Annotated in this window: 21 protein-coding genes; 12 read left to right on the top strand and 9 right to left on the bottom strand. The window is 64.5% G+C overall.

All coding sequences use genetic code 11. The features are described from left to right. Positions 1–3 precede the first annotated feature (3 nt). Positions 4–342, top strand: a complete 339-nt coding sequence (locus ASD76_RS13260; RefSeq protein ID WP_156457721.1) for a hypothetical protein — start codon at positions 4–6, stop codon at positions 340–342. On the opposite strand, the gene mnmA is transcribed toward ASD76_RS13260, so the two are convergent. Further along, complete coding sequence (gene mnmA / locus ASD76_RS13255) at positions 309–1,493, bottom strand: tRNA 2-thiouridine(34) synthase MnmA (protein ID WP_055923758.1); 1,185 nt, start codon at positions 1,491–1,493, stop codon at positions 309–311. The genes ASD76_RS13260 and mnmA overlap by 34 nt on opposite strands. A gap of 113 nt (positions 1,494–1,606) precedes the next feature. Between mnmA and ASD76_RS13250 the strand changes: the two genes are divergently transcribed. From ASD76_RS13250 to ASD76_RS13220, 7 genes are all read left to right on the top strand, one after another. Beyond that, the gene (locus ASD76_RS13250) at positions 1,607–1,936 is read left to right on the top strand and encodes a hypothetical protein (RefSeq protein WP_055923753.1); all 330 of its coding nucleotides are present in this window, start codon (positions 1,607–1,609) and stop codon (positions 1,934–1,936) included. After that, positions 1,937–2,236 carry a DUF1153 domain-containing protein gene (locus ASD76_RS13245; protein WP_055923750.1) on the top strand — a complete coding sequence of 100 codons (300 nt, stop codon included), beginning with the start codon at positions 1,937–1,939 and terminating at the stop codon, positions 2,234–2,236. Positions 2,237–2,358: 122 nt separating this feature from the next. Next, on the top strand, positions 2,359–2,625 hold the full coding sequence (locus ASD76_RS13240) for a GlsB/YeaQ/YmgE family stress response membrane protein (protein WP_055923747.1): 267 nt from the start codon (positions 2,359–2,361) through the stop codon (positions 2,623–2,625). A 258-nt stretch (positions 2,626–2,883) separates the two neighbouring features. Beyond that, entirely contained in the window at positions 2,884–4,092 is a 1,209-nt protein-coding gene (locus tag ASD76_RS13235) for an efflux RND transporter periplasmic adaptor subunit (RefSeq protein ID WP_055923744.1), read from the top strand. Continuing rightward, the gene (locus ASD76_RS13230) at positions 4,089–7,484 is read left to right on the top strand and encodes an efflux RND transporter permease subunit (RefSeq protein WP_055923741.1); all 3,396 of its coding nucleotides are present in this window, start codon (positions 4,089–4,091) and stop codon (positions 7,482–7,484) included. The genes ASD76_RS13235 and ASD76_RS13230 overlap by 4 nt, the downstream gene beginning before the upstream one ends. A gap of 103 nt (positions 7,485–7,587) precedes the next feature. Continuing rightward, positions 7,588–8,796: a DUF445 domain-containing protein gene (locus tag ASD76_RS13225; protein WP_055923738.1), complete on the top strand. Its 1,209-nt coding sequence runs from the start codon at positions 7,588–7,590 to the stop codon at positions 8,794–8,796. Between the two features lie 2 nt (positions 8,797–8,798). Continuing rightward, a complete protein-coding gene (locus tag ASD76_RS13220; RefSeq protein ID WP_200943105.1) occupies positions 8,799–9,317 on the top strand; it encodes a GNAT family N-acetyltransferase in 519 nt (172 codons plus the stop codon). Positions 9,318–9,327: 10 nt separating this feature from the next. Here the strand turns inward: ASD76_RS13220 and ASD76_RS13215 are convergent, their stop codons facing one another. From ASD76_RS13215 to sucC, 6 genes are all read right to left on the bottom strand, one after another. Further along, positions 9,328–10,266 (bottom strand): hypothetical protein, encoded by a 939-nt coding sequence (locus ASD76_RS13215; protein ID WP_055923735.1) that lies wholly within the window; start codon positions 10,264–10,266, stop codon positions 9,328–9,330. 106 nt (positions 10,267–10,372) lie between these two features. Then, the gene (locus ASD76_RS13210; RefSeq protein WP_156457720.1) at positions 10,373–11,248 is read right to left on the bottom strand and encodes a hypothetical protein; all 876 of its coding nucleotides are present in this window, start codon (positions 11,246–11,248) and stop codon (positions 10,373–10,375) included. A gap of 74 nt (positions 11,249–11,322) precedes the next feature. After that, positions 11,323–12,213 (bottom strand): hypothetical protein, encoded by an 891-nt coding sequence (locus ASD76_RS13205; RefSeq protein WP_055923730.1) that lies wholly within the window; start codon positions 12,211–12,213, stop codon positions 11,323–11,325. A gap of 60 nt (positions 12,214–12,273) precedes the next feature. Next, positions 12,274–13,209 (bottom strand): electron transfer flavoprotein subunit alpha/FixB family protein, encoded by a 936-nt coding sequence (locus ASD76_RS13200; RefSeq protein ID WP_055923727.1) that lies wholly within the window; start codon positions 13,207–13,209, stop codon positions 12,274–12,276. Continuing rightward, positions 13,206–13,955 (bottom strand): electron transfer flavoprotein subunit beta/FixA family protein, encoded by a 750-nt coding sequence (locus ASD76_RS13195; protein WP_055923724.1) that lies wholly within the window; start codon positions 13,953–13,955, stop codon positions 13,206–13,208. The genes ASD76_RS13200 and ASD76_RS13195 overlap by 4 nt, the downstream gene beginning before the upstream one ends. 90 nt (positions 13,956–14,045) lie before the next feature. Beyond that, positions 14,046–15,245, bottom strand: coding sequence for an ADP-forming succinate--CoA ligase subunit beta (gene sucC, locus ASD76_RS13190; RefSeq protein ID WP_055923721.1), 1,200 nt, complete (start codon positions 15,243–15,245; stop codon positions 14,046–14,048). 101 nt (positions 15,246–15,346) lie between these two features. Between sucC and ASD76_RS13185 the strand changes: the two genes are divergently transcribed. Next, the gene (locus ASD76_RS13185) at positions 15,347–16,129 is read left to right on the top strand and encodes a 3'(2'),5'-bisphosphate nucleotidase CysQ (protein WP_055923717.1); all 783 of its coding nucleotides are present in this window, start codon (positions 15,347–15,349) and stop codon (positions 16,127–16,129) included. Here the strand turns inward: ASD76_RS13185 and ASD76_RS13180 are convergent. Continuing rightward, on the bottom strand, positions 16,126–16,806 hold the full coding sequence (locus ASD76_RS13180) for an OmpA family protein (protein WP_055923714.1): 681 nt from the start codon (positions 16,804–16,806) through the stop codon (positions 16,126–16,128). The two genes, ASD76_RS13185 and ASD76_RS13180, sit on opposite strands and share 4 nt — an antisense overlap. A gap of 159 nt (positions 16,807–16,965) precedes the next feature. Here ASD76_RS13180 and ASD76_RS13175 point away from each other — a divergent pair, with 159 nt between their 5' ends. From ASD76_RS13175 to ASD76_RS13165, 3 genes are all read left to right on the top strand, one after another. Then, on the top strand, positions 16,966–18,291 hold the full coding sequence (locus ASD76_RS13175) for a hemolysin family protein (RefSeq protein WP_055923711.1): 1,326 nt from the start codon (positions 16,966–16,968) through the stop codon (positions 18,289–18,291). 104 nt (positions 18,292–18,395) lie between these two features. Next, positions 18,396–18,734: a DUF6481 family protein gene (locus ASD76_RS13170; RefSeq protein ID WP_055923708.1), complete on the top strand. Its 339-nt coding sequence runs from the start codon at positions 18,396–18,398 to the stop codon at positions 18,732–18,734. A gap of 190 nt (positions 18,735–18,924) precedes the next feature. Then, positions 18,925–19,695: a MerR family transcriptional regulator gene (locus tag ASD76_RS13165; protein WP_055923704.1), complete on the top strand. Its 771-nt coding sequence runs from the start codon at positions 18,925–18,927 to the stop codon at positions 19,693–19,695. Positions 19,696–19,838: 143 nt separating this feature from the next. Here the strand turns inward: ASD76_RS13165 and ASD76_RS13160 are convergent, their stop codons facing one another. After that, entirely contained in the window at positions 19,839–20,381 is a 543-nt protein-coding gene (locus tag ASD76_RS13160) for a PilZ domain-containing protein (protein ID WP_156457719.1), read from the bottom strand. Positions 20,382–20,450 lie beyond the last annotated feature (69 nt).

The following is a 20,450-nucleotide window of genomic DNA, read 5'->3' as shown; positions in this document are numbered from 1 at the left end:
AGCATGGCGCGCAGAACTGGGTATAAGCGCCGGATCTGGCCATCGGTCGTGCTCGTGCTGCTGGTGCTGGGCGGTGTGCTGGCGTGGATCTACCGCGAGCCTATCGTCGGTTACACCACCGTGGGCACCGCTTATGGCGCGCGCACGGCCTGTTCGTGCCGCTATGTCGCCGGGCGCCCCCTCGGAGACTGCAAGAAGGACTTCGAGCCCGGCATGGAAGTGGTCTTCCTCCGCGACGACGAGGAAGCGAAGAGCGTTACCGCCAGCGTGCCATTGATCGCCAGCGCCACGGCCCGTTACCGCAAGGGTTACGGCTGCGTGCTCGATCCCTGGGACAAATAGGGCTCGGTCGCTTCGATCCACCCACCGCCGATCACCCTCTCGCCGGCATAAAATACCGCGGCCTGTCCTGGCGCCACGCCATATTCGGGCTCGGCAAAGCGGATCACGGTTTCAGCCCCATTGCCGAGGGCCCCTTCGAGCGTGATGGGCACTGGCTTTGCCATCGAGCGCACTTTTGCGGTCAGCGGCACATCCGGGAGTGGACCGATACGGTTGGTCTCCGCAATGCGCGCCGAGCCGACGGCGAGCAGCCGTTTCGGACCGACGCGCACCTCGGCGGTGCCGGCATCGAGCGCCACGACGTAGAGCGGCTCGGCCTGGCCGCCGATCTCCAGCCCCCGCCGTTGGCCGACCGTATAGTGGATCACCCCAGCATGCTCGCCGAGCGCCTCGCCGGTTTCGGCATGGACGATCCTGCCCGGCCGCGCGCCTTCGGGGCGGACCGACTTCACGATCCGAGCATAATCGCCATCGGGCACGAAGCAGATGTCCTGGCTGTCGGGCTTGGCGGCGACCGCGAGGCCGAATTCTTCGGCGATGCGGCGCACCTCCTGCTTGGGCATGCCGCCTAGCGGAAAGCGCAGGAAGTCCAGCTGCTCCTCGGTCGTGCCGTACAGAAAATAGGACTGGTCCCGCGCCGGATCGAGCGCGCGGTGGAGCTCGGGCCCGCCAGGTCCCTCTACTCGCCGGACATAGTGGCCGGTGGCCAGGCAATCGGCGCCAAGCTCGCGCGCCATGCGCAGCAAATCGGTGAATTTGGGCCCCATGTTGCAGCGAATGCAGGGGATCGGGGTGCGTCCGGCGAGATAGTCCTCGGCGAACCGCTCGACCACTTCCTCGCGGAACTGGCTTTCGTGATCGAACACGTAGTGCGCAATGCCGAGGCGGTCGGAGACCTTGCGGGCATCGCGAATGTCGTCACCGGCGCAGCAGGCTCCCTTACGGCCCGTGGCGGCGCCATAGTCGTAAAGCTGCAGCGTCACGCCGATCACCTCGGCCCCGCTGGCCGCTGCCAGCGCCGCGACGACCGAACTGTCGACGCCGCCCGACATGGCGACGACCACGCGGCATTGCGCTGCGGGGCGGGGCAGGTCGAACAAGGTCGCGGCCTCTTCGGCCGAAACCCGGGCAAGATTGAAGGCGGGATTCATGCCGCGCGCCTTACACCCGAGGGCTCACATCCTCCAGAGCGCGTTTACCGAACCTAACGCAGGGTAAATTGCCGCTTTACCTGTTCTTGACGTTAGGGGGCTAATCCAGCGGCATGTTCGAAGGAAAACCACCCCTGCCCGACGCGTCGTACCCGCTGGAAAGCGACGGTTGCGAAGCGGCGAATCTGCGTCCACTGCGGTGGGACGAGCTGGTGGCGCGTCTGTCGGCCGCACGTGGCTTGCTTGCCGAATGGCATGCGGGCGATCAGGGCGGAGAAGGCAGTTTCGACGCCGATTCGGCACGAAAGATCGCGGCTCACCACAATGGCAAACCGGCGATTAACCTTGAAGGTTCAGCCAATCTCAAAAGCGCCGCGTGCAATGCCGCGGCTTCAACAAATCATGCCGGACGCAACGTCCCTCAGGACGCCGTGAGGAAGTAAATGATCGAGAACCAAAATATCCGGCCGGCGAAAGTTATCGGACCTCTCGGTGAACCGCTGACGGTCGCCAGCTTGCCGCCACCCAACACCAAGCGTTGGGTCGTGCGCCGCAAGGCCGAGGTCGTGGCCGCGGTCAATGGCGGCCTGCTGACCATCGACGAGGTGCTGGAGCGCTATAATCTGACGCTCGAAGAGTTTGCCGGCTGGCAGCGCGCGGTCGATCGCTCGGGCATGCAAGGCCTGCGCGTCACCCGTATCCAACACTATCGCGACCTGTACGAGCGCCAGCTCAAGTACTGATTCCACTCATCCTCCGCTCTGCCGGCCCAGGCGTCGTCTTGGGTCGTCAGGGAACGCATCTGCGCAGCCTCCGTTAGGGGCATGTGCGCACGAGAGGTGCGACAAGCAGGAGGACCTGACCAATGGGTTGGATAATCGCTATAATCGTCGGGGGCGTGGCGGGCTGGCTTGCCAGCATGGTTATGAACCGTGACGCGTCCATGGGCATCTTCATGAACATCGTCGTGGGCATCGTCGGTGCCCTTCTCGGCAACGTCCTGGCGGGCGTCCTGTTTAACGTCCAGGGCTCGATCCAGTCGTTCAACCTCACGGGCTTCATCATCGCCATTATTGGTGCGGTCGTGCTGCTCGGGATCGTCAACCTCGTCCAGAGAGGACGGGTCCGGTAAGCCGCGGACAATTTGATACAAATTAGTACAGCGGGCGGGTCGCGCATGCGGCCCGCCCTTTTCTGCGGCACAGCGGGTTCAACGCGTTAGTCTTTCGTCGAGTCAGGGGCGCCCCTGATGGAGCGGTACGTTGCGGTGCAGCGCGTGGGCGTCTATGCGGCACGCGACAAGCCGCAGGCTCCCGGTGCGCTGCGGCAATAAACATGGTATGGCCTCGCCCGCAAAAGCGTGGGTTGAAGCTACAAGGCTGATGCGCTGATGAACTACGAAGCGAAAGTTGCGGATCTCAGCGGCGCTCCCGAAGTGCAAGTTGAGGATTTCGATAGCGGCTCGCGCCGTACGCGTAAGCGCTGGACGATTGTTGCGGTCCTTGTGCTCGCCGCGCTGCTGATCGGCGCTGCCGTGGCGCTGATGGGTGGGGAAGAAGAATCCCCGTTCCCGGCTCCCGATGGCGAACAAGTGCCGACGGTGACTGTCGTTGCACCGGGCCGGTCGGCCGTGGCCGGAACGATCAACGCCACTGGAACGCTGGCTGCCCGCCGCGAACTTCCTGTCGGTGTGGTCGGCGAAGGCGGCCGTGTCGTCAGCGTTCTGGTCGAGCCGGGCGACTGGGTCGGCGCCGGACAAGTGCTGGCCGTGATCGATCGCTCGGTGCAGACCGAACAGGCCCATAGTTCAGCCGCTTCGGTCGATGTCGCGAAGGCCGACGCCCAGCTCGCCCAGTCCAATCTCGATCGCGCGCTGCAGCTCGTCGATCGCGGTTTCATCAGCAAGGCCGACGTTGACCGCCTGACCGCCACGCGTGACGCCGCGCGGGCTCGGGTCAAGGTGGCCGAAGCCCAATATCGCGAGCTGCTGGCCCGCAACGCACGCCTCAACATCGTCGCGCCTGACGCCGGCCTGGTGCTCGAACGCAATGTCGAGCCCGCGCAAGTCGTCGGCAGCGGCTCGGGTGTGCTGTTCTCGATCGCCCGCGGCGGTCAGATGGAACTGCTCGCCAACCTCAGCGAAAGCGATCTTTCCGCGGTCACGGTCGGTTCGCCGGCCACCGTCACGCCGGTCGGCAGCGGCAAGAGCTTTGCCGGCCAGATCTGGCAGCTTGCCCCGGTCATCGATGCGCAGAATCGCCAAGGTGTCGCCCGCATTGCCCTGCCCTACGATCAGGCGATCCGTCCGGGCGGCTTCGCTTCGGCGCAGATCTCGCGCGGCCAGGTCATTGCGCCGCGCCTGCCTGAAAGCGCCATCCAAACCGACGACAAGGGCAGCTACGTCTTCGTCGTGAACAAGGACAGCCGTGTCGAACGACGCGCGGTCACGACCGGGGTGGTCACGGAACAGGGGATCACCATCACTTCCGGCCTGAGCGGCTCGGAAAAGGTGGTCGAACGTGCCGGCGGCTTCCTCAATCCCGGTGACAAGGTCAAAGCTGTCGCCGTGAACAGGGGCAATCAGGCACCCGCTCAATGAACTTCCGGAATATCTCCGCATGGTCGATCCGTAACCCGATCGTCCCGATAGTTCTTTTCATCGGCCTGACCCTGGCTGGGCTGGTCTCGTTCAGCCGCATGGACGTTAACGGCAGCCCGGATATCGACTTCCCGGCCGTCAACGTCACGATCAGCCAGCCGGGCGCCGCCCCGACCGAGATCGAGACCCAGATCACCCAGAAGATCGAAGCCGCCGTGCGCTCGGTCAACGGGGTGGACGAAATCCAGTCCACTGCCCGCGAGGGCAGCAGCAACACCATGGTCCAGTTCGTGATCGGCACCGATTCGAACGAAGCCGTGAACGAGGTCAAGAACGCGGTCGACCAGGTTCGCAGCGACTTGCCCGACGGCATTCTCGAACCGTTCGTGTCCAAGGTCGAAATCGGTGGTAGCGGGCCGATCGGCTATTTCGCGGTCAGTGCCGACGACATGACGATGGAGCAGCTCAGCTGGTTCATCGACGATCAGATTTCCCGCCGTCTGCTCTCGCTCCCCGGCATGGCCGCGGTGAGCCGCGCTGGCGGCGTCGACCGCGAAATTCGCGTGGTGCTCGATCCGGCCCGGATGCAGGCGATGGGAGTCACCGCCTCGCAGGTCAATCAGGCGGTGCGTCAGGTCAACACCGATGCCGCCGGCGGCGCGGCCGAGATCGCTGGCTCGCGCCAGTCGGTCCGCGTTCTCGGCAATGCCGAAACGGCGCTGCAGCTGGCCAATACCCGCATCAGCCTGAGCGGCGGCCGGTCGATCCGCTTGGACGACATCGCCGACGTGTTCGACGGCTATTCCGAACAGACCTCGATCGCCAAGTTGTCCGGTCGCCAGGTGGTGACCTTCGGTATCGAGCGGGCCAAGGGCGCTTCCGACGTCACGGTTTACGACGCCGCGATCGCGGAAATGAAGAATATCCAGAAGGAAAACCCGGGGATACGCTTCACGCAGCTCTACACCAGCGTCGACTATACCAAGGAACAGTACGTCAGCTCGATGGAAGCGATGATCGAAGGCTCGATCCTCGCCGTCATCGTGGTGTTCCTGTTCCTGCGCGACTGGCGGGCAACCGTTATCTCGGCGATGGCGATCCCGCTTTCGGCGATCCCGACCTTCTGGTTCATGGACATGCTCGGCTTCACGCTCAACGAGCTGTCGCTGCTGGCGCTAAGCCTCGTGGCAGGTGTGCTGGTCGACGATGCGATCGTCGAGATCGAGAACATCGTGCGCCATATGCGAATGGGTAAGAGCGCCTATCAGGCCTCGATCGACGCGGCGGATGAGATCGGCCTCGCGGTGGTTGCGACCACCATGTCGATCGTTGCGGTGTTCCTGCCCGTTGGCTTGATGCCCGGCATTTCGGGCCAGTTCTTCAAGAACTTCGGCCTGACCGTGGTCTCCGCGGTGATCATGAGCCTTGCCGTCGCGCGTATGATCACGCCGATGATCGCGGCTTATTTCCTCAAGGCCAAGGGTCACGCGGACCACGCGGGCGGCCCGCTTATGGCGCGCTACCTCAAGCTCCTGACCTGGACGCTCAACGAAGAAAAGGTCGAAGCCTATCGCGCTCGGCTACAGCCGGTGCCGGGCCACGCCTGGTACTATCTGATCGAGATCGTGTTCGCCGCGCTTCTCGTCGCGGTGCTCTATGCCGTGTTCGCCTATGGTGGCCTGGTCATTCCCGCAGATACGCTGCCGAGCTGGGGCGTCCTGGTATTGAAGCTCGTGGCCGCGGTGGTGGCAGCCCTCGTACTCCGGACCGTGATTCGCATGATTGCCAACATGTTCGGCGATCGGTTTGCCGACTGGCACGAGTACTTCGTGGGGCGGATGAAGTCGCGGACGCGCGATCACCGGTTCTGGATGTTCCTGGGCGGCCTGGGCGCGCTTGGGCTGACGATCGTGCTGCTGATGACCATTCCGCAGCAATTCCAGCCGACGACGGACGAAGACACCAGCCAGCTCACTATCGAGATGGTTCCGGGTACGACTATCGAGCAGACCGAAGTCGTGGCCGACCAGGTGACGGCGATCATGCACAAGCAGCCCGAGGTCGAGCGGATCCTCGAGCGCATCAACGAAGGCAATGCGCGCCTGTTCATCGTGCTCAAGTCTGACCGCGCTGTGCCGAGCTATGAATTTCAGCGGCGCGTGATGCCCGAGCTGCAGAAGGTGCCCGATGCGCGGGTCACCTTTGCCGGGCAAGGCGGCGGCGGTACCGGGCGCGACATCTCGATCATGCTGACCGGTTCGGATCCGCTACTCCTGCAGCGTACCGCGCAGACGCTGGTCGAACAGATGCAGGGCGTGAAGGGCGTCGTTGCGCCGCGCATCGCAGCCGACCTGCAGCGGCCGGAGCTTATCATTACCCCGCGGCTCGATCTGGCCGCCCAACTCGGCGTCACCACTTCGGCGCTGAGCCAGGCAATCCGCATCGCCACCATGGGCGAGATCGACCAGAACGCGGCCAAGTTCTCGCTAAGCGATCGCCAGGTGCCGATCCGCGTCGTGCTCGACAAGACGGCCCGCCGCGACATCTCGACGATCGAGAACCTGCCGGTGCCGATGTCGGCCGGCGGCTCGGTCCCGCTCAGCCGCGTGGCCGAAATCAGCTTCGGTGCCGGCCCGACGCAGATCCAGCGCTTCAACCAGACCCGCCGTATCTTCGTTGGTGCGGACCTCGGACCTGGCGAAGTGAAGGGTCCGGTTCAGGACGCCATCTACGCGCTGCCGATCATGAAGAACCTGCCGCAGGGCGTGTCCAATGCTCCGGTCGGTGACGAGAAGTGGCAGCAGGAGCTGATCCAGAACTTCATCATCGCCGTGATCAGCGGCATCCTGATGGTCTTCGCGGTGCTGGTCCTGCTCTATCGTCGCTTCGTGTCGCCGCTGGTGAACATGACCTCGCTGCTGCTCGCGCCGCTGGGCGGATTGATCGCCATCGCCGCGCTCGGGCAACCGATTTCGATCTCGGTCTATATCGGGCTGCTCATGCTGCTCGGCATCGTGGCCAAGAACTCGATCCTGCTGATCGACTTCGCGATCGAAGAGATGGCTAACGGCGTGCCGAAGAAAGAGGCCATTATCGACGCCGGACACAAGCGTGCCCAGCCGATCCTGATGACCACCGTGGCGATGACCGCGGGCATGATCCCGACGGCCCTGTCGCTGTCGGGCGACGCTGCCTGGCGCGCGCCGATGGGTACGACGGTGATCGGCGGCTTGCTGCTCTCCACTCTGCTGACGCTGGTCATCGTGCCGGCGGGCTTCAGCCTGGCCGATGGCCTTGAGAAGCGCCTCGGCCCGTGGCTGCGCGACAAGCTGCTGACCTACAAGGCTGGCGACAACCTGCCTCACCCGCCGGAGGCCTATCCCGCCGAGTAAGGCTCCCGGCCCGCTGGAGGGCCAGGTCCCGGCCCTGCCGGCGCCTAGGCCCGTGGAAGCCGTACAGGCCAAGGCGGCTCTACCCGTCGACCGCGCCCGGACCATGCGGATAACCGCGACACTGCTACTGGTGTTGATGGCGGCGATCTTCGTCGTCGCCAAGCAGTTCGAAGGCGTGCACCCGGCCTGGGGTTATGTCCGCGCCTTTGCCGAAGCGGGCATGATCGGCGGCATGGCCGATTGGTTCGCGGTGACCGCGCTGTTCCGCCATCCGTTCGGCATCCCGATCCCGCACACCGCGATCATCCCGGCCAACAAGGACCGGATCGCCGATACGATGGCCGGGTTCCTGCGGACCAATTTCCTGATCCCCACGGTTGTCGCGCGGCGCATGCGCGACATGAATCTCGCCAAGGCGCTGGGGGACTTCCTGGTCTCGCGCCCCGCCGATGGGCGGGGCCGCATCAGCGAAGGTGCCGCGGGACTGCTCGCAGAGCTGTTGGAGACGCTCGACCCCGAACGCCTCGGCAACCAGGTCAAGGCCGGCCTGGTTCGCCAGGCAGAGCGGATCGATGTCTCGCCCTTGCTCGGCAGCGTCCTGTCCGCTGCGATCGCCGACGGGCGGCACAAGCCCTTGCTCGACGGCTTCATCCACTGGGCCGGCGTCGCGCTGGAGCGCAACGAAGACATGGTGCGGGAGATGATCCACGCCCGCGCCAATGCGGTGCTGCGCTGGACCGGCCTCGACGAACGACTGGCAAACTCGGTACTCGACGGGCTCTACCGCCTGCTCGCCGAAGTGGCAGTCAATCCCGATCACCCGCTGCGCAAGACGGTGGAGGAGTCCCTCGAGAAGCTCGCCCACGATCTCGTGCACGATCCCGAAACGCGTGAGAAAGTCGAGGCGGTGAAGCGCGACATTCTGGCCAATCCTGCCGTGGGCCAATGGTGGATGGGTGTGTGGGAGAAGCTGCGCCATTCCTTGATCGACATGGCCCGCAATCCCGACGCGGCTCTCGCCGGGCAGCTTGGCGGAGCGCTATCGGAACTGGGCAAGGCGCTGCAGCAGGACCCGGCGCTGCAGTGGCAGGTCAACCGCTTCGCAAGGCGCACCGTCGTCGGCATTTCCACCCGCTATGGTACGCAGATCGTCCAGCTCGTGTCCGAAACCGTGCGGCGCTGGGATGCTCGCACCCTGACCAACCGGCTGGAGCGGGCAGTTGGGCGCGATCTGCAGTTCATCCGTATCAACGGCACCCTCGTTGGCGGTCTGGTCGGCGTGGCCATCCACGCGCTTTCGCAGTGGCTGTGACGATGCCCGTACTGAAGACGTCCAGGCTGGAACTGCGCCCGCCAGTGGTGAGCGATTTTGCCGCAAACATGGCAATCGTCTCGAACGAAGAAACCGCCCGATACCTCGCTGCGCACAAGGGGCCCGCGGACCACTTCGCGCGCTTCTGCCGCAATGCCGGGAGTTGGCTGCTCTACGGCTACGGGGCTTTCACGGTGCGCTTGCGCGAGGAGGGCGAGATCATCGGCAATTGCGGCGTATTCCACACCTTGCGCGGGCTCGGCCCGGACTTCGACGATCAGCCCGAAGCCGGCTGGATTCTGCGCCATGACCAAGTCGGCCGCGGTCTCGCCCACGAGGCAATGACCGCGGTGTTCGACTGGTTCAGCCGCGAATATGGGCCGCGCCGGATCGTGTGCATGATCGAACCGGGAAACGAGCCCTCGATACGGCTTGCGGCCAAGCTGGGCTTCACGCCAATCCGCGAAGCCCAGTTGCCTGATGGCGGAGAAGTTCGCCTGTTCGAGCGGCTCCCCGGCTAGGACTGCGCAGTTAGCGCCGACCGCCCGGGAACGGGGGGCCGAGGAACATTGGGCTGCCCATCCAGTAGCTCGCCATCGCCTGGCCGCCGGCGTCCTTGGCTGGGACGAACGCGGCCTTTTCCATCACCAGGTTGCAGATCTTGCCGTTGAGCGATTCCGAGAGCACCGGCGAGTAGATCTTGCACGCGGTCGGCTTGCCATCCGCCCCTACGATCACGCGAACCTGGTTTCCGCCGCCGGACAGCTTGCCGAACTCGGAAAACGGGATCGTGCCTTGCGGCAGAACGCCCTGGGGGTTGGGGACGAGCGCTACTGGCGCAGTCATGGTCTTGTGCTGCTCGGGATCGAGACCCCAGACCTTGAGCAGGTCATCGGCACAATTCTGCATGGCTGCCATCGGCGCACGCAGCGAGCCCGTCTCGATCTTGACCGGGGAAGTCAGACCGTCGCTCAGCGCGATTGTGCTGATGCCCGTCGCGGCTTCCTGTTCCTTGGTGCGATTGTAAGGCGGCGGAACGAACGGCTTGGTTGGGTCGAACGCGGGCATCGGCGCTCCCGGTCCGGCCCCCGGCCCCATCTGCGGTGGTGCCAAGGCCACCGGGTTGAAGCTCATGAACTGCTTCCCGTCCGGCGTCGACGATTTGACATAACCCGTCTTCGCCGCGGCACCCGCAGGGCCGAACTGATAGCCGATCGCGTCGGCACCGCGGTAGGGGCTGAGCCCCCCGCCGACAAAGATCATCCGCACGTCGGTGCCCGGCTGGACCCGCTCGAGCGCCAGGCTGAGCTCATCGGTCCCGTCGCTGAATGTGCGAACCAGGCGGCAATAGTCGTCACCGTAATCTGCGGTCCATGCGCCCTTCGGCTTGAACACCGCTGCATCCTGCGCCTGAACCGCCGGAGCCACGATCAACCCCAGCAGCGAGCACGCTGAAAGAAACTTCCTCATCGCAATCCTCTCCAATCCCGGAGGAGAGACTATTTCGGACGCGCTGAGATGCAAGCCGTGTCGAAGGGGTGCGACAATTGGAGACAAATGCTTGCCTGCAATCTGGTCAGTTCCCGTTGCGGCGCTTGGTCTTGTAGAAGATCGAGGTCGTGAAATAGCTCGCCACGGGCTCGCCCTCTGCATCGAGGGCCGGTTCGAACCGGGCGCTGGCCATGATCGAACGGCAGGCGATTTCTGAGGCCGCCCGCTCGAATTGCGGCGCCTGGACGACGCAATCGGTAGGCATTCCCTGATCGTCGACCCGAAGCCTGAGATGAACCACGACGCTCTGGTAATTGCGCAAGTATTCCCAAGGGAAAGTTCCAGAATCGATCCATTGGCCCTGATCGATGGGCATCGCAGGACGGCTCAGCGCACGCTGCTGTTCGATGTCGAAACCCCATTTCGCGGGCAGGCCGGCAGCACACTCTTGCAGGCGGTCCAGCGGCGTCGCCATGGAGCCAAACTGAAGCGCGACCGGCGCGCCGCGACTGAAGATCAGTTCAAGCTCATTCGTTGCGGGCTCGAGGCCGGCATATGCGTCCTCCGCAGGATCACCGGTCCCACTCGTGCCCTCACGCTGGGTCAGGGCCTCGAGATAGGTCAAGGTCGGCGCATTGCCCGACCGATTCAGTATCCCCAGTCGATCATTGGCGATGCCATTCGGACTGTATCGCGTCTGAAACTCGAGAATTCCGCTGTCCCGCTGCGGCAGCGGTTTGCCGCGCATGAAGACCCTGAGCCTCGAGCCGGTTCCAAAGTTCTCGACCCTGACAAAGAGACCCTTGTCGTCTTCACCGAAACGCCGGGATATCCAGCAGCTTTCAGCACCGCTGCCGAGTTCCCACTCCTCCGACGGAGCCAACTGCAAAGCGCTCTGCGCCTGCGCCACACCTTCCTGAAGCACACACAGCGCACCGGCCACCATCAGCGTCGATCTCATTGTAACCCCCCAATAAACTGCCTTTAAGAGCGGAAGTCACACCGCGCAACTGCGACTCCTGGCCGAGGCCGGCCCTATCCGATCAGGTAGATCACCGCCGTGCGAAATACGCTGGCGACCGGCGTGCCGGACTGGTCGAGCGCGGGTTCGAAGGTCTTTGACAGGCCCTCGCATACCGCCTCCCTGAAGGACTCTTCGACTTTGTCGGTTTGGACCACGCAGTCGGAGCCGTTCCCCTGCGCATCGACCATTATTCTGACCGGGATGTAGCCGTTCCTGCCGCTCCAAACCATGTCGTTCGGGAAGTGCCGCTGCATGGCCTTGACGGTCTGGTCGGTGGGGCGGGCCCTTTTGCTGAGCAACTTTTCACGGTCTGGATCTAGACCCCATGCTTGGTGCAAGTTGTCGATGCAGTCGCGCAAGGCCTTGAGGGGCCGGCTCATCTCCGAAAAGCGCAGATCGACCTTCTTGCCGCTGGCGAATTCGATCAGCATGTCGGTGGTATTCCTTTCGAACTCCTTCAGCGCGGGGTCGGAAAGGTAATCAGGCAGCGTCCTTTCTTCGGCGCCTTCGTCGTACTTCAGCCATTCCAGGGGAACGAAATCCAGGCCGAAGAAGGCAGCCGGCTGTGACCCCGCTTTGCCAAAGAAGGCTCGGCGCGCACGCTCTCGTTCATCGTGAGTAAGCCGGACCGACAGGTCGCCCACTGGTCCAAATGACTTGGGCACCAGCTTTCCGGAAACGGTAACGCGAAAGGACACCCACGAACCGAATGAATCGACCCGAAGCTTCAGCTTCTGATCGTTCTCGCCGTATTCACGCAGAAGCGTGCAGCGCTCGGGGGCATAGTCCAGCACCCATTCGGATGTGGGCTGCAGGATCAGCGGTTCGCGCCTGCTCGCGCCTTGCGCACTGGACGAAGCGGCCAAGCATAAGGCGCCGGCCAATAGCGTCGCGTTGTTCATGCGATTCCCCCCCCCGAGTGAGGGAAATCTATGACGCTCGTGTCCCTCGTGCAATCCGGCTCAAAGCTTCTGCGTCAGCTCCGGCACGATCGTGAACAGATCGCCGACCAGGCCGATGTCGGCGACCTGGAAGATCGGCGCGTCGGCATCCTTGTTGATGGCGACGATGGTCTTGGAATCCTTCATCCCCGCCAAGTGCTGGATCGCGCCGGAAATGCCGACGGCGATGTAGAGCGCGGGTGCGACGATCTTGCCGGTCTGGCCGACCTGGAAGTCGTTCGAGATATAGCCTGCGTCCACCGCCGCGCGGCTAGCGCCGACAGCTGCACCGAGCTTGTCGGCGAGGGGGACGATGAGCTGTTCGAAGGTCGCCGCGTCCTTGAGAGCGCGGCCGCCCGAAACGACGATCCCGGCGCTGGTCAGCTCGGGTCGCTCGCTCTTCGAGGCATCGAGACCGACGAACTGCGAGAGGCCGGCGTCGCCGGGGCCGGCAACGTCCTCGATCGAAGCGGAGCCGCCGTCAGCGGCAGCCTTGTCGAACGCCGTGGCGCGGACAGTAAGGACCAGCTTTGCGTCCGAGCTTTCCACCGTGGCGATGGCGTTGCCGGCGTAAATCGGGCGGGTGAACGTGCGTTCGCCCTCAATGCCGATCACTTCCGACAGCTGCATCACGTCGAGCAGAGCAGCGACGCGCGGGGCGATGTTCTTGCCGGTGGTCGTCGCTGGGGCGACGAACGCGTCGTAGCCAGCCATCAACTGCGCGGCGAGCGGGGCGACATTTTCCGGGAGGGACCCGGCATAAGCCGGGCCGCCGGCGACGAGCACTTTCTCGACGCCCGCGATCTTGGCCGCGGCTTCAGCTGCAGCCTTGGCCTCGGCACTGTCGCCGGTCACGAGCGCGTGGACGCCGCCGAACTTGGCAGCGGCGGTTACGGCGGCGAGCGTCGCGTCATGGACCGCGCCGCCTGCGTGTTCGACCAAAACCAACGCCGTCATGCTACGAATCCCAATGCCTTGAGCTTGGCCACCAGTTCATCCACCGAGCCTACCTGTACGCCTGCCTGACGCACCGGCGGTTCGGCGACCTTGAGCACCTTGAGCCGCGGAGTGAGGTCCACGCCGAAATCGGCGGCCGGCTTCACGTCGAGCGGCTTCTTCTTGGCCTTCATGATGTTCGGCAGCGAAGCATAGCGCGGCTCGTTGAGGCGCAAGTCGGTGGTGACGATCGCGGGGAGGCTGAGCTTCACGGTCTCAAGCCCGCCGTCGACCTCGCGGATCACGGTGACCTTGTCGCCTTCGATCTCGACCTTGCTGGCGAAAGTGCCCTGCGGCCGTCCCGTGAGGGCGGCGAGCATCTGGCCGGTCTGGTTGCTGTCGTCGTCGATCGCCTGCTTGCCCATCACGACCAGGCCCGGCTGTTCCTCATCGACGATCGCCTTGAGGATCTTGGCCACGGCAAGCGGTTCGACGGCGTCGTCGGTCTCGACCAGGATCGCCCGGTCGGCGCCCATCGCTAGCGCCGTGCGCAAAGTTTCTTGTGCCTTGGCCGGCCCGATCGAGACCGCGATGATCTCTTCCGCATGGCCCTTTTCCTTGAGGCGGATCGCCTCTTCGACGGCGATCTCGTCGAACGGGTTCATGCTCATCTTGACGTTGGCGAGGTCGACCCCGCTGCCGTCCGCTTTCACTCGCGGGCGGACATTGTAGTCGATCACCCGCTTAACGGGCACGAGGACCTTCATAGCCATCCTCCAGCGCACGAGCGTGCGCGTAATAATATTTCGCCAATCATCGCGCTTGTTGCGCCAAGGGTCAAGCTCGGGCCGTCAAGATCAGGCGGCCTGCTTCACTTCGGCGACGATCTTCTTCGCCGCGTCACCGAGGTCGTCGGCAGCGATGATCGGCAGGCCCGAATTGGCGAGGATGTCCTTGCCCAGCTGCACGTTCGTCCCTTCGAGGCGCACGACCAGCGGAACCGAGAGGTTCACGTCCTTCGCCGCCGCGACGATGCCGTCGGCGATGATGTCGCAGCGCATGATGCCGCCGAAGATGTTGACCAGGATGCCCTTCACCGCGGGGTCGGACAGGATGATCTTGAACGCCGCGGTGACCTTCTCCTTCGTGGCGCCGCCGCCCACGTCGAGGAAGTTGGCCGGGAAGGCGCCGTTGAGCTTGATGATGTCCATCGTCGCCATGGCCAGGCCCGCGCCGTTGACCATGCAGCCGATGTCGCCGTCGAGCTTGATGTAGGCGAGGTCGTGCTTGGACGCCTCGATCTCCATCGGGTCTTCCTCGGTCTCGTCGCGCAGGGCTTCGACATCGGGGTGGCGATAGAGCGCGTTCGAATCGAAGCTCATCTTGGCGTCGAGCACCAGCAGGCGGCCGTCGACCGTTTCGACCAAGGGGTTGATCTCAATCATGGCACAGTCGAGCGTCTTGAACGCTTCGTAGAGCTGGGCCGAGAGCTTCTGCGCTGCCTTGGCGAGATCGCCCGAGAGCTTGAGCGCGAAAGCCACCGAGCGGCCGTGGTGCGGCATGAAGCCGGTCGCCGGGTCGATCACGATGGTGGTGATCTTCTCGGGCGTGTCGTGCGCCACGGTTTCGATGTCCATGCCGCCTTCGGTCGAAACGATCATGGCGATGCGGCCGCTCTTCCGGTCGACCAGCATGGAAAGGTAGAATTCCTTCGCGATGTCGACGCCGTCGGTCACGTAGAGGCGGTTGACCTGCTTGCCGGCGGCGCCGGTCTGGATCGTCACCAGGGTGTTGCCGAGCATCTCGCGGGCATTGGCGTCGACCTCTTCGATCGACTTGGCCAGTCGCACGCCGCCCTTGGCATCGGCCGGGAGTTCGGTGAACTTGCCCTTGCCGCGTCCGCCGGCGTGGATCTGCGCCTTAACGACGTAGAGCGGCCCGGGGAGCTGGCGGGCAGCCGCGACGGCTTCTTCCGCGTTGAGGGCTGCGTGACCTGCGGGGACGGCGATGCCAAACTTCGCCAGCAGTTCCTTGGCCTGGTATTCGTGAATGTTCATCTGGAGATCAGCCTTCCGGGAGTCGGGAAATGCGCTGCGGCGCGCATAAGCATTGCTTGCCGCGCTTGCAAACCCTTCGCGCCATGTCCAGTTGGCCCGGCATGCTCGATCACGACAGACTCACCGAAATTTGCCGCGAAGCGGGCCGCATGGCGATGCGCCTGTGGCCCGGCGCCGGGAACGAAGTGAAGAGCTGGAGCAAGTACGACGACAGCCCGATCTGCCAGGCCGACCTCGAGGTCGATGCCTTTCTGCGGCGAGAGCTCTGCGCGCTGCTGCCCTCGGCGGGCTGGCTGTCGGAAGAGTCGGTCGATCATCCCGAGCGGCTCGCACGCGGCCTCTGCTGGCTGGTCGATCCCGTCGACGGCACGCGTGACTTCATCGCGGGGCGGCCAGGTTGGGCTGTATCGGTAGCGCTGGTCAGTGCCGGCAAACCGCTGATCGGCGTGCTCGAAGCCCCCGCGCGGCAGGAGACCTGGACTGCGACGGCAGGGCAGGGCGCCTGGCTCAACGGCCGCCGCCTCTCTGCCAGCACGCGGCCGGAGCTGCCGGGCGCGCGCGTTCCGGCGTTCACGCTCCCGCCAGAAGACCAGGACCTGTCGATGGTCGATCGGCCTAATTCGATCGCCTTGCGCATCGCCATGGTTGCGGACGACCAGGCCGATCTCCTCGCCACTCTGCGCTGGGGTTACGAATGGGACGTGGCCGCGGCCACCCTGATCGCTCGGGAGGCAGGGGCAGCGGTGTCGGACGCTTTCGGGCGTGCGCTCAGCTATAACAAGCGCGATCCGCGTGCGTTTGGTGTCCTCGTCAGCGCGCCCGCCATCCACCGCGCGGCGGTGGAGCGACTGGCGGAGCGCGCTGCGAAGTATTCGGCGGCCTAGCGCGCCTGTTTCACGTCATCCTGGCTCACCGGGGTGATGCGGATTTCGACGCGGCGGTTGCGGGCGCGGCCTTCTTCAGTGGCGTTGTCGGCGATCGGGTATTGCTCGCCGTAGCCGATCGTCGCCAGGCGCGAACTCGGGACGCCGCGCATGGTGAGGTAACCCGCGACCGATTCGGCACGGCGACGCGAGAGGTCCTGGTTATGGGCGTCCGAACCGGTGGAATCGGTGTGGCCCATCACGTCGACCAAGCTGTTGGGGTACTTCTGCAGGCTCTGCGCGACTTGATCGAGCGCGGCGCGGAAGCTCGGGCTGATAGTGGCCGAATCGACCGCGAAGGTCACGTCCGGCAGACTGACCAGGATGCCCTGCCCGTCGGGGGTCTCACTGACGTCGACGCCGCTGCCGGCGGTCGCTTCGTCCAGTTCCTTGATCTGCTGGTCGAGCTGATAGCCGATCACGCCGCCGGCCACGCCGCCAATGCCTGCGCCGACGATGCGCGCGGTCTTGCCGCCGATTACACTGCCGAGCAGGTAGCCGAGGCCCGCACCGCCCACGCCGCCGATGGCGGTGCGGGAAACATGCTGCTCTCCGGTGTTCGGGTCGGTGACGCAGGCGGAGAGGCTGACCAGCGAGACGGCCGCAAGACCGGAGACAAGAATGCGCGACGTATTCATCGGGATTTCCTCATGATGGTTTCGGTTGGATGGTTCGCGGCGGGAGGCCGCGAGTGCAGGGAATGATGGCATCTGAAACGCCTTGCCGCGCCCGGCGTTCCACAAGTCCCTCGTGCCGGGTTTCGGGACGAGGCGCGATCTGCTAGCTGCGCGGGACAAATGGCGGCATTCCCCTGGTCCGATCTGACTATCCTGATCGCGCTGATCCTGATCAACGGGGTCTTCTCGATGTCGGAGCTTGCCATCGTCTCGGCGCGGCCTGCGCGGTTGCGCGTGGCGGCGGACCGCGGCAGCAAGGGCGCGAAGACAGCGCTCGCGCTCGCGGCTGACCCGGGCAAGTTCCTCTCCACGGTGCAGATCGGCATCACGCTCGTGGGCATCATCGCAGGTGCCTATTCGGGCTCGACCTTTGGCGGCCCGGTGGGAGACTGGCTCGCGGGGCTAGGCGTCCCAGCGGACACCGCCGAAGAGGCCGGCTTTGTCCTGGTCATCGCGCTGACGACCTATTTCAGCCTGGTGGTGGGCGAGCTGGTGCCCAAGCAATTCGCTTTGCGGGCCGCCGTGCCGATCGCGATCTACATGTCACGACCGATGGCGATCCTCGCCAAGGTCGCCGCTCCGTTCGTGTGGCTGCTCGACCGGTCGTCAAACCTAATCATGCGCCTGCTCGGCGTGCGCCATCGCGGCGAGCATGGCGTCACCGCGGAAGAGCTGCACATGCTCTTCGCCGAGGCCACGCATTCGGGCGTGATTGAAGAGGAGGAGCGGGCAATCCTCTCCGGCGTCATGCGCCTGGCCAACCGGCCGGTGCGCGAACTGATGACGCCGCGGACCGAGATCGATTGGCTCGACGTAGCCGCCGGCGAAGAAGAAATTCGCGAAACTCTCGCCGAATCGCCGCATTCGCTGCTTCCCGTGGCCGAAGGCTCGCCGGAAAAGATGATCGGCGTGGTCAAAGTGCGCGACATCCTCGCCCGCATGCTCGCCGGAGAACCGGTCCAGCTGCATGACCTCGTTCGCAAAACCGAGGTCGTCCCCGACCAGCTCGACGCGATGGACGCGCTGCGCATGCTCCAGCAATCCGGCACGGCCATGGCCATGGTGCATGACGAATACGGTCATCTCGAAGGCATCGTCACCCCGGCGGACCTGCTGCGCGCTATTGCCGGCAGCTTCGCCAGTCACCAAGACGAAGGCGACGATCCCGACGTGGTCGAACGCGACGACGGCTCGTTGCTGATCGCCGGCGCGATGGCGGCGGACGTCTTGGCCGAGCGGCTCGGCCTCGAACTCTCGGAAGACCGTGAATTTGCCACCGCCGCAGGGTATGTCCTCTCGGTGCTCAAGCGGCTACCGCATGAAGGCGAATGGTTCGAAGACCAAGGCTGGCGGTTTGAGGTCGTCGATATGGACGGCCGCAAGATCGATAAGCTGATGGTCTGCCAGGTCGGTGAACAGCCGGTGCCGTTCACCGAAGGGAAGTAGGGCAGGGGCGGTTTAAGCCGCCACGCCCACAATTGGGTCAAAAGCGCTCTGTCCGTGCTCGCGCATGGTCTTCAGGGCTGACCTGCAAATTTTAGGATAAGAAGATGGCTGGTTTCAAAGAACTCGATTTCAACGAACGCCGCGCGGCGTCCCAGAAGGCCCGGGAAGACGCCCTGGCCAAGCTCAAGGCGCGGCCTCCGGTCGATGAAGCCGAGCTGGCCCGGCGTCGCGCGGAGGCGGAAGCTCGCGAAGCGGCCCGAGAAGAAAAGCGCAACGCCGCAAAGCAAGCTCGCCTGGAGGCCGCGGAAGCCGAGAAAGCCGCCCGCGCCGCCGCTGCCGAGGCCAAGGCGGCCTCTGCGCCTGCCGAACTTACTGAGGCAGAACGCAAGGCAGCTAGGGATGCGAAGTACGCCGCCCGCAAGAAACGCAAGTCAGGTCGGTAACCAGCGCGTTCGGCCACGGGACTGGTAGGGGAGCTCGGCCCCCGAACGCCCGTGGCTGCGGCTGCATGGGTGGGAAGCGGGCACTGGGCCGGACGCCCTGGCAAGGCGACGCGTCGCGGCTCTAACAAAGAGTGGGCTCGCTTCAATTCCCGCTTGAACCTGACGTTACGTCAGCTGGCATAAGAGCGTCATGCATGATTCGCTCGACATTGCCGAAGTTGCCCGTCTGACGGGCCTAACGTTGCGCGCGCTTCGGTTTTACGAGGGGCGCGGTCTCGTGACGCCGCTACGAACCGCATCAGGGCGGCGTCATTACGGGCCCGCCCAGCTTGAGCGGCTGCACCAAATCGTAGCGATGAAACGCGCCGGACTGACCTTGGCGCAGATCCATTCGATGACTGCCGGGCGCCATATCGACTTGCGCCATATCGTCGTCGCCCAGATCGAAACGCTGGCGGACCGTGAGCGCGAGGTTGCGAACACTCGAACTGTCTTGGAATCCATCCTGTCCCGCATCGATCGCAGCGAGCCCATCGATGTAGCGACCTTCTGCTCGCTGATCCGGCAAGGAGAAACAATCGTGACGAAGGACAAATGGGACGAGCTTACGTCTCGCTACATGGCGACAGATCAAAAAGAAGCGTTTCAGCAGTCGGTAGCGGCGTTGCCCGCCGACTTTGACAACGAGGCCCACAACGCGAAATGGAAGGACCTAAGCGACCGCATCAACGCGGCGTTGCCGATGGATCCGGCCAGTCCGCAGGCGCAAGCTTTCCTCGATGAATGGGACGAGATGATCCGGCCCTTCCTGGCAGTCGCTTCGCCCGAGATGCTCGAAGGCGTAAAGGGCCTGCATGAGAATATCGAAAGTTGGGAAGGTGACGTGGCCTCACCGTTCGACGCGGAGGCCTATCGTTTTCACCAGCGCGCGGCCGAGGCCCGAGAGGCAATGAGACGCTGAATCCATGCGACGCGTAAATCTCTCTGCGTTCTCGTAGAGACGAGGTGCGCGTCGCACTTTCGGCCCTGATGCTGCGCCTTCGTTCAGCATCGATGCCTGGTCTAAGGACCGCCATGGGCCCTTAGCGGACCTACTACCCTCGCCTAGGAAACGACGCCCCACAAACCCACGCCCAGTCCAATCACGACGCTGAGGAGCAAGACCCCAAGGGTCAACCGGGCCGAGCGGATCCTGGCGCCGGAATTGCGCAGCTTGTGAATGTCGAGCGCCGCCTTGTTCCTTCGCGCCTGTTCATCCAGCTGCGCGCCTGCGTCGAACTTGGCGTGGTCGTACCCTCTCGCCCAGTCTTCCGCGAAGGCTCGCGAGTCATCGCCCTTCGCGCGGCGCGGCGGTTGCCAGTGCCGCGTGGCCACGACCCAGTCCCAATCGATCGGATCTTCGAACCGCAGGCCCATCTCCGACCCGGCCTGCCAGACCCCGATGCCGAGGGCTTCGTTGTCCATCCACTTGAGAATGCCGCCGGTGATCCGCCCGTTGCCGGGAAGCCGGACACGGGCACCACCTTGTGACAGGTTGAGCAAGGTAATCCGCTGCTCGCCCTCCGGGGTGACCAGCATGGCGGGAAGGCTCAGCCGCAGGCGCGAATGCTCGCGACGCGGATGGTGAATTTGGGGGGCATTGGGCATGGCTTTGGGGCCATCCCTAGCCCGCTTGCGGCAGGGAGGGGCAGTTCGGGAATATACCTAGTCAGGGTT

Source organism: Altererythrobacter sp. Root672, from assembly GCF_001427865.1.
Classification (GTDB): Bacteria; Pseudomonadota; Alphaproteobacteria; order Sphingomonadales; family Sphingomonadaceae; genus Croceibacterium_A.
Note: the sequence above shows the minus strand (reverse complement) of the source record. Positions and strands in the feature narration are given on the sequence as shown.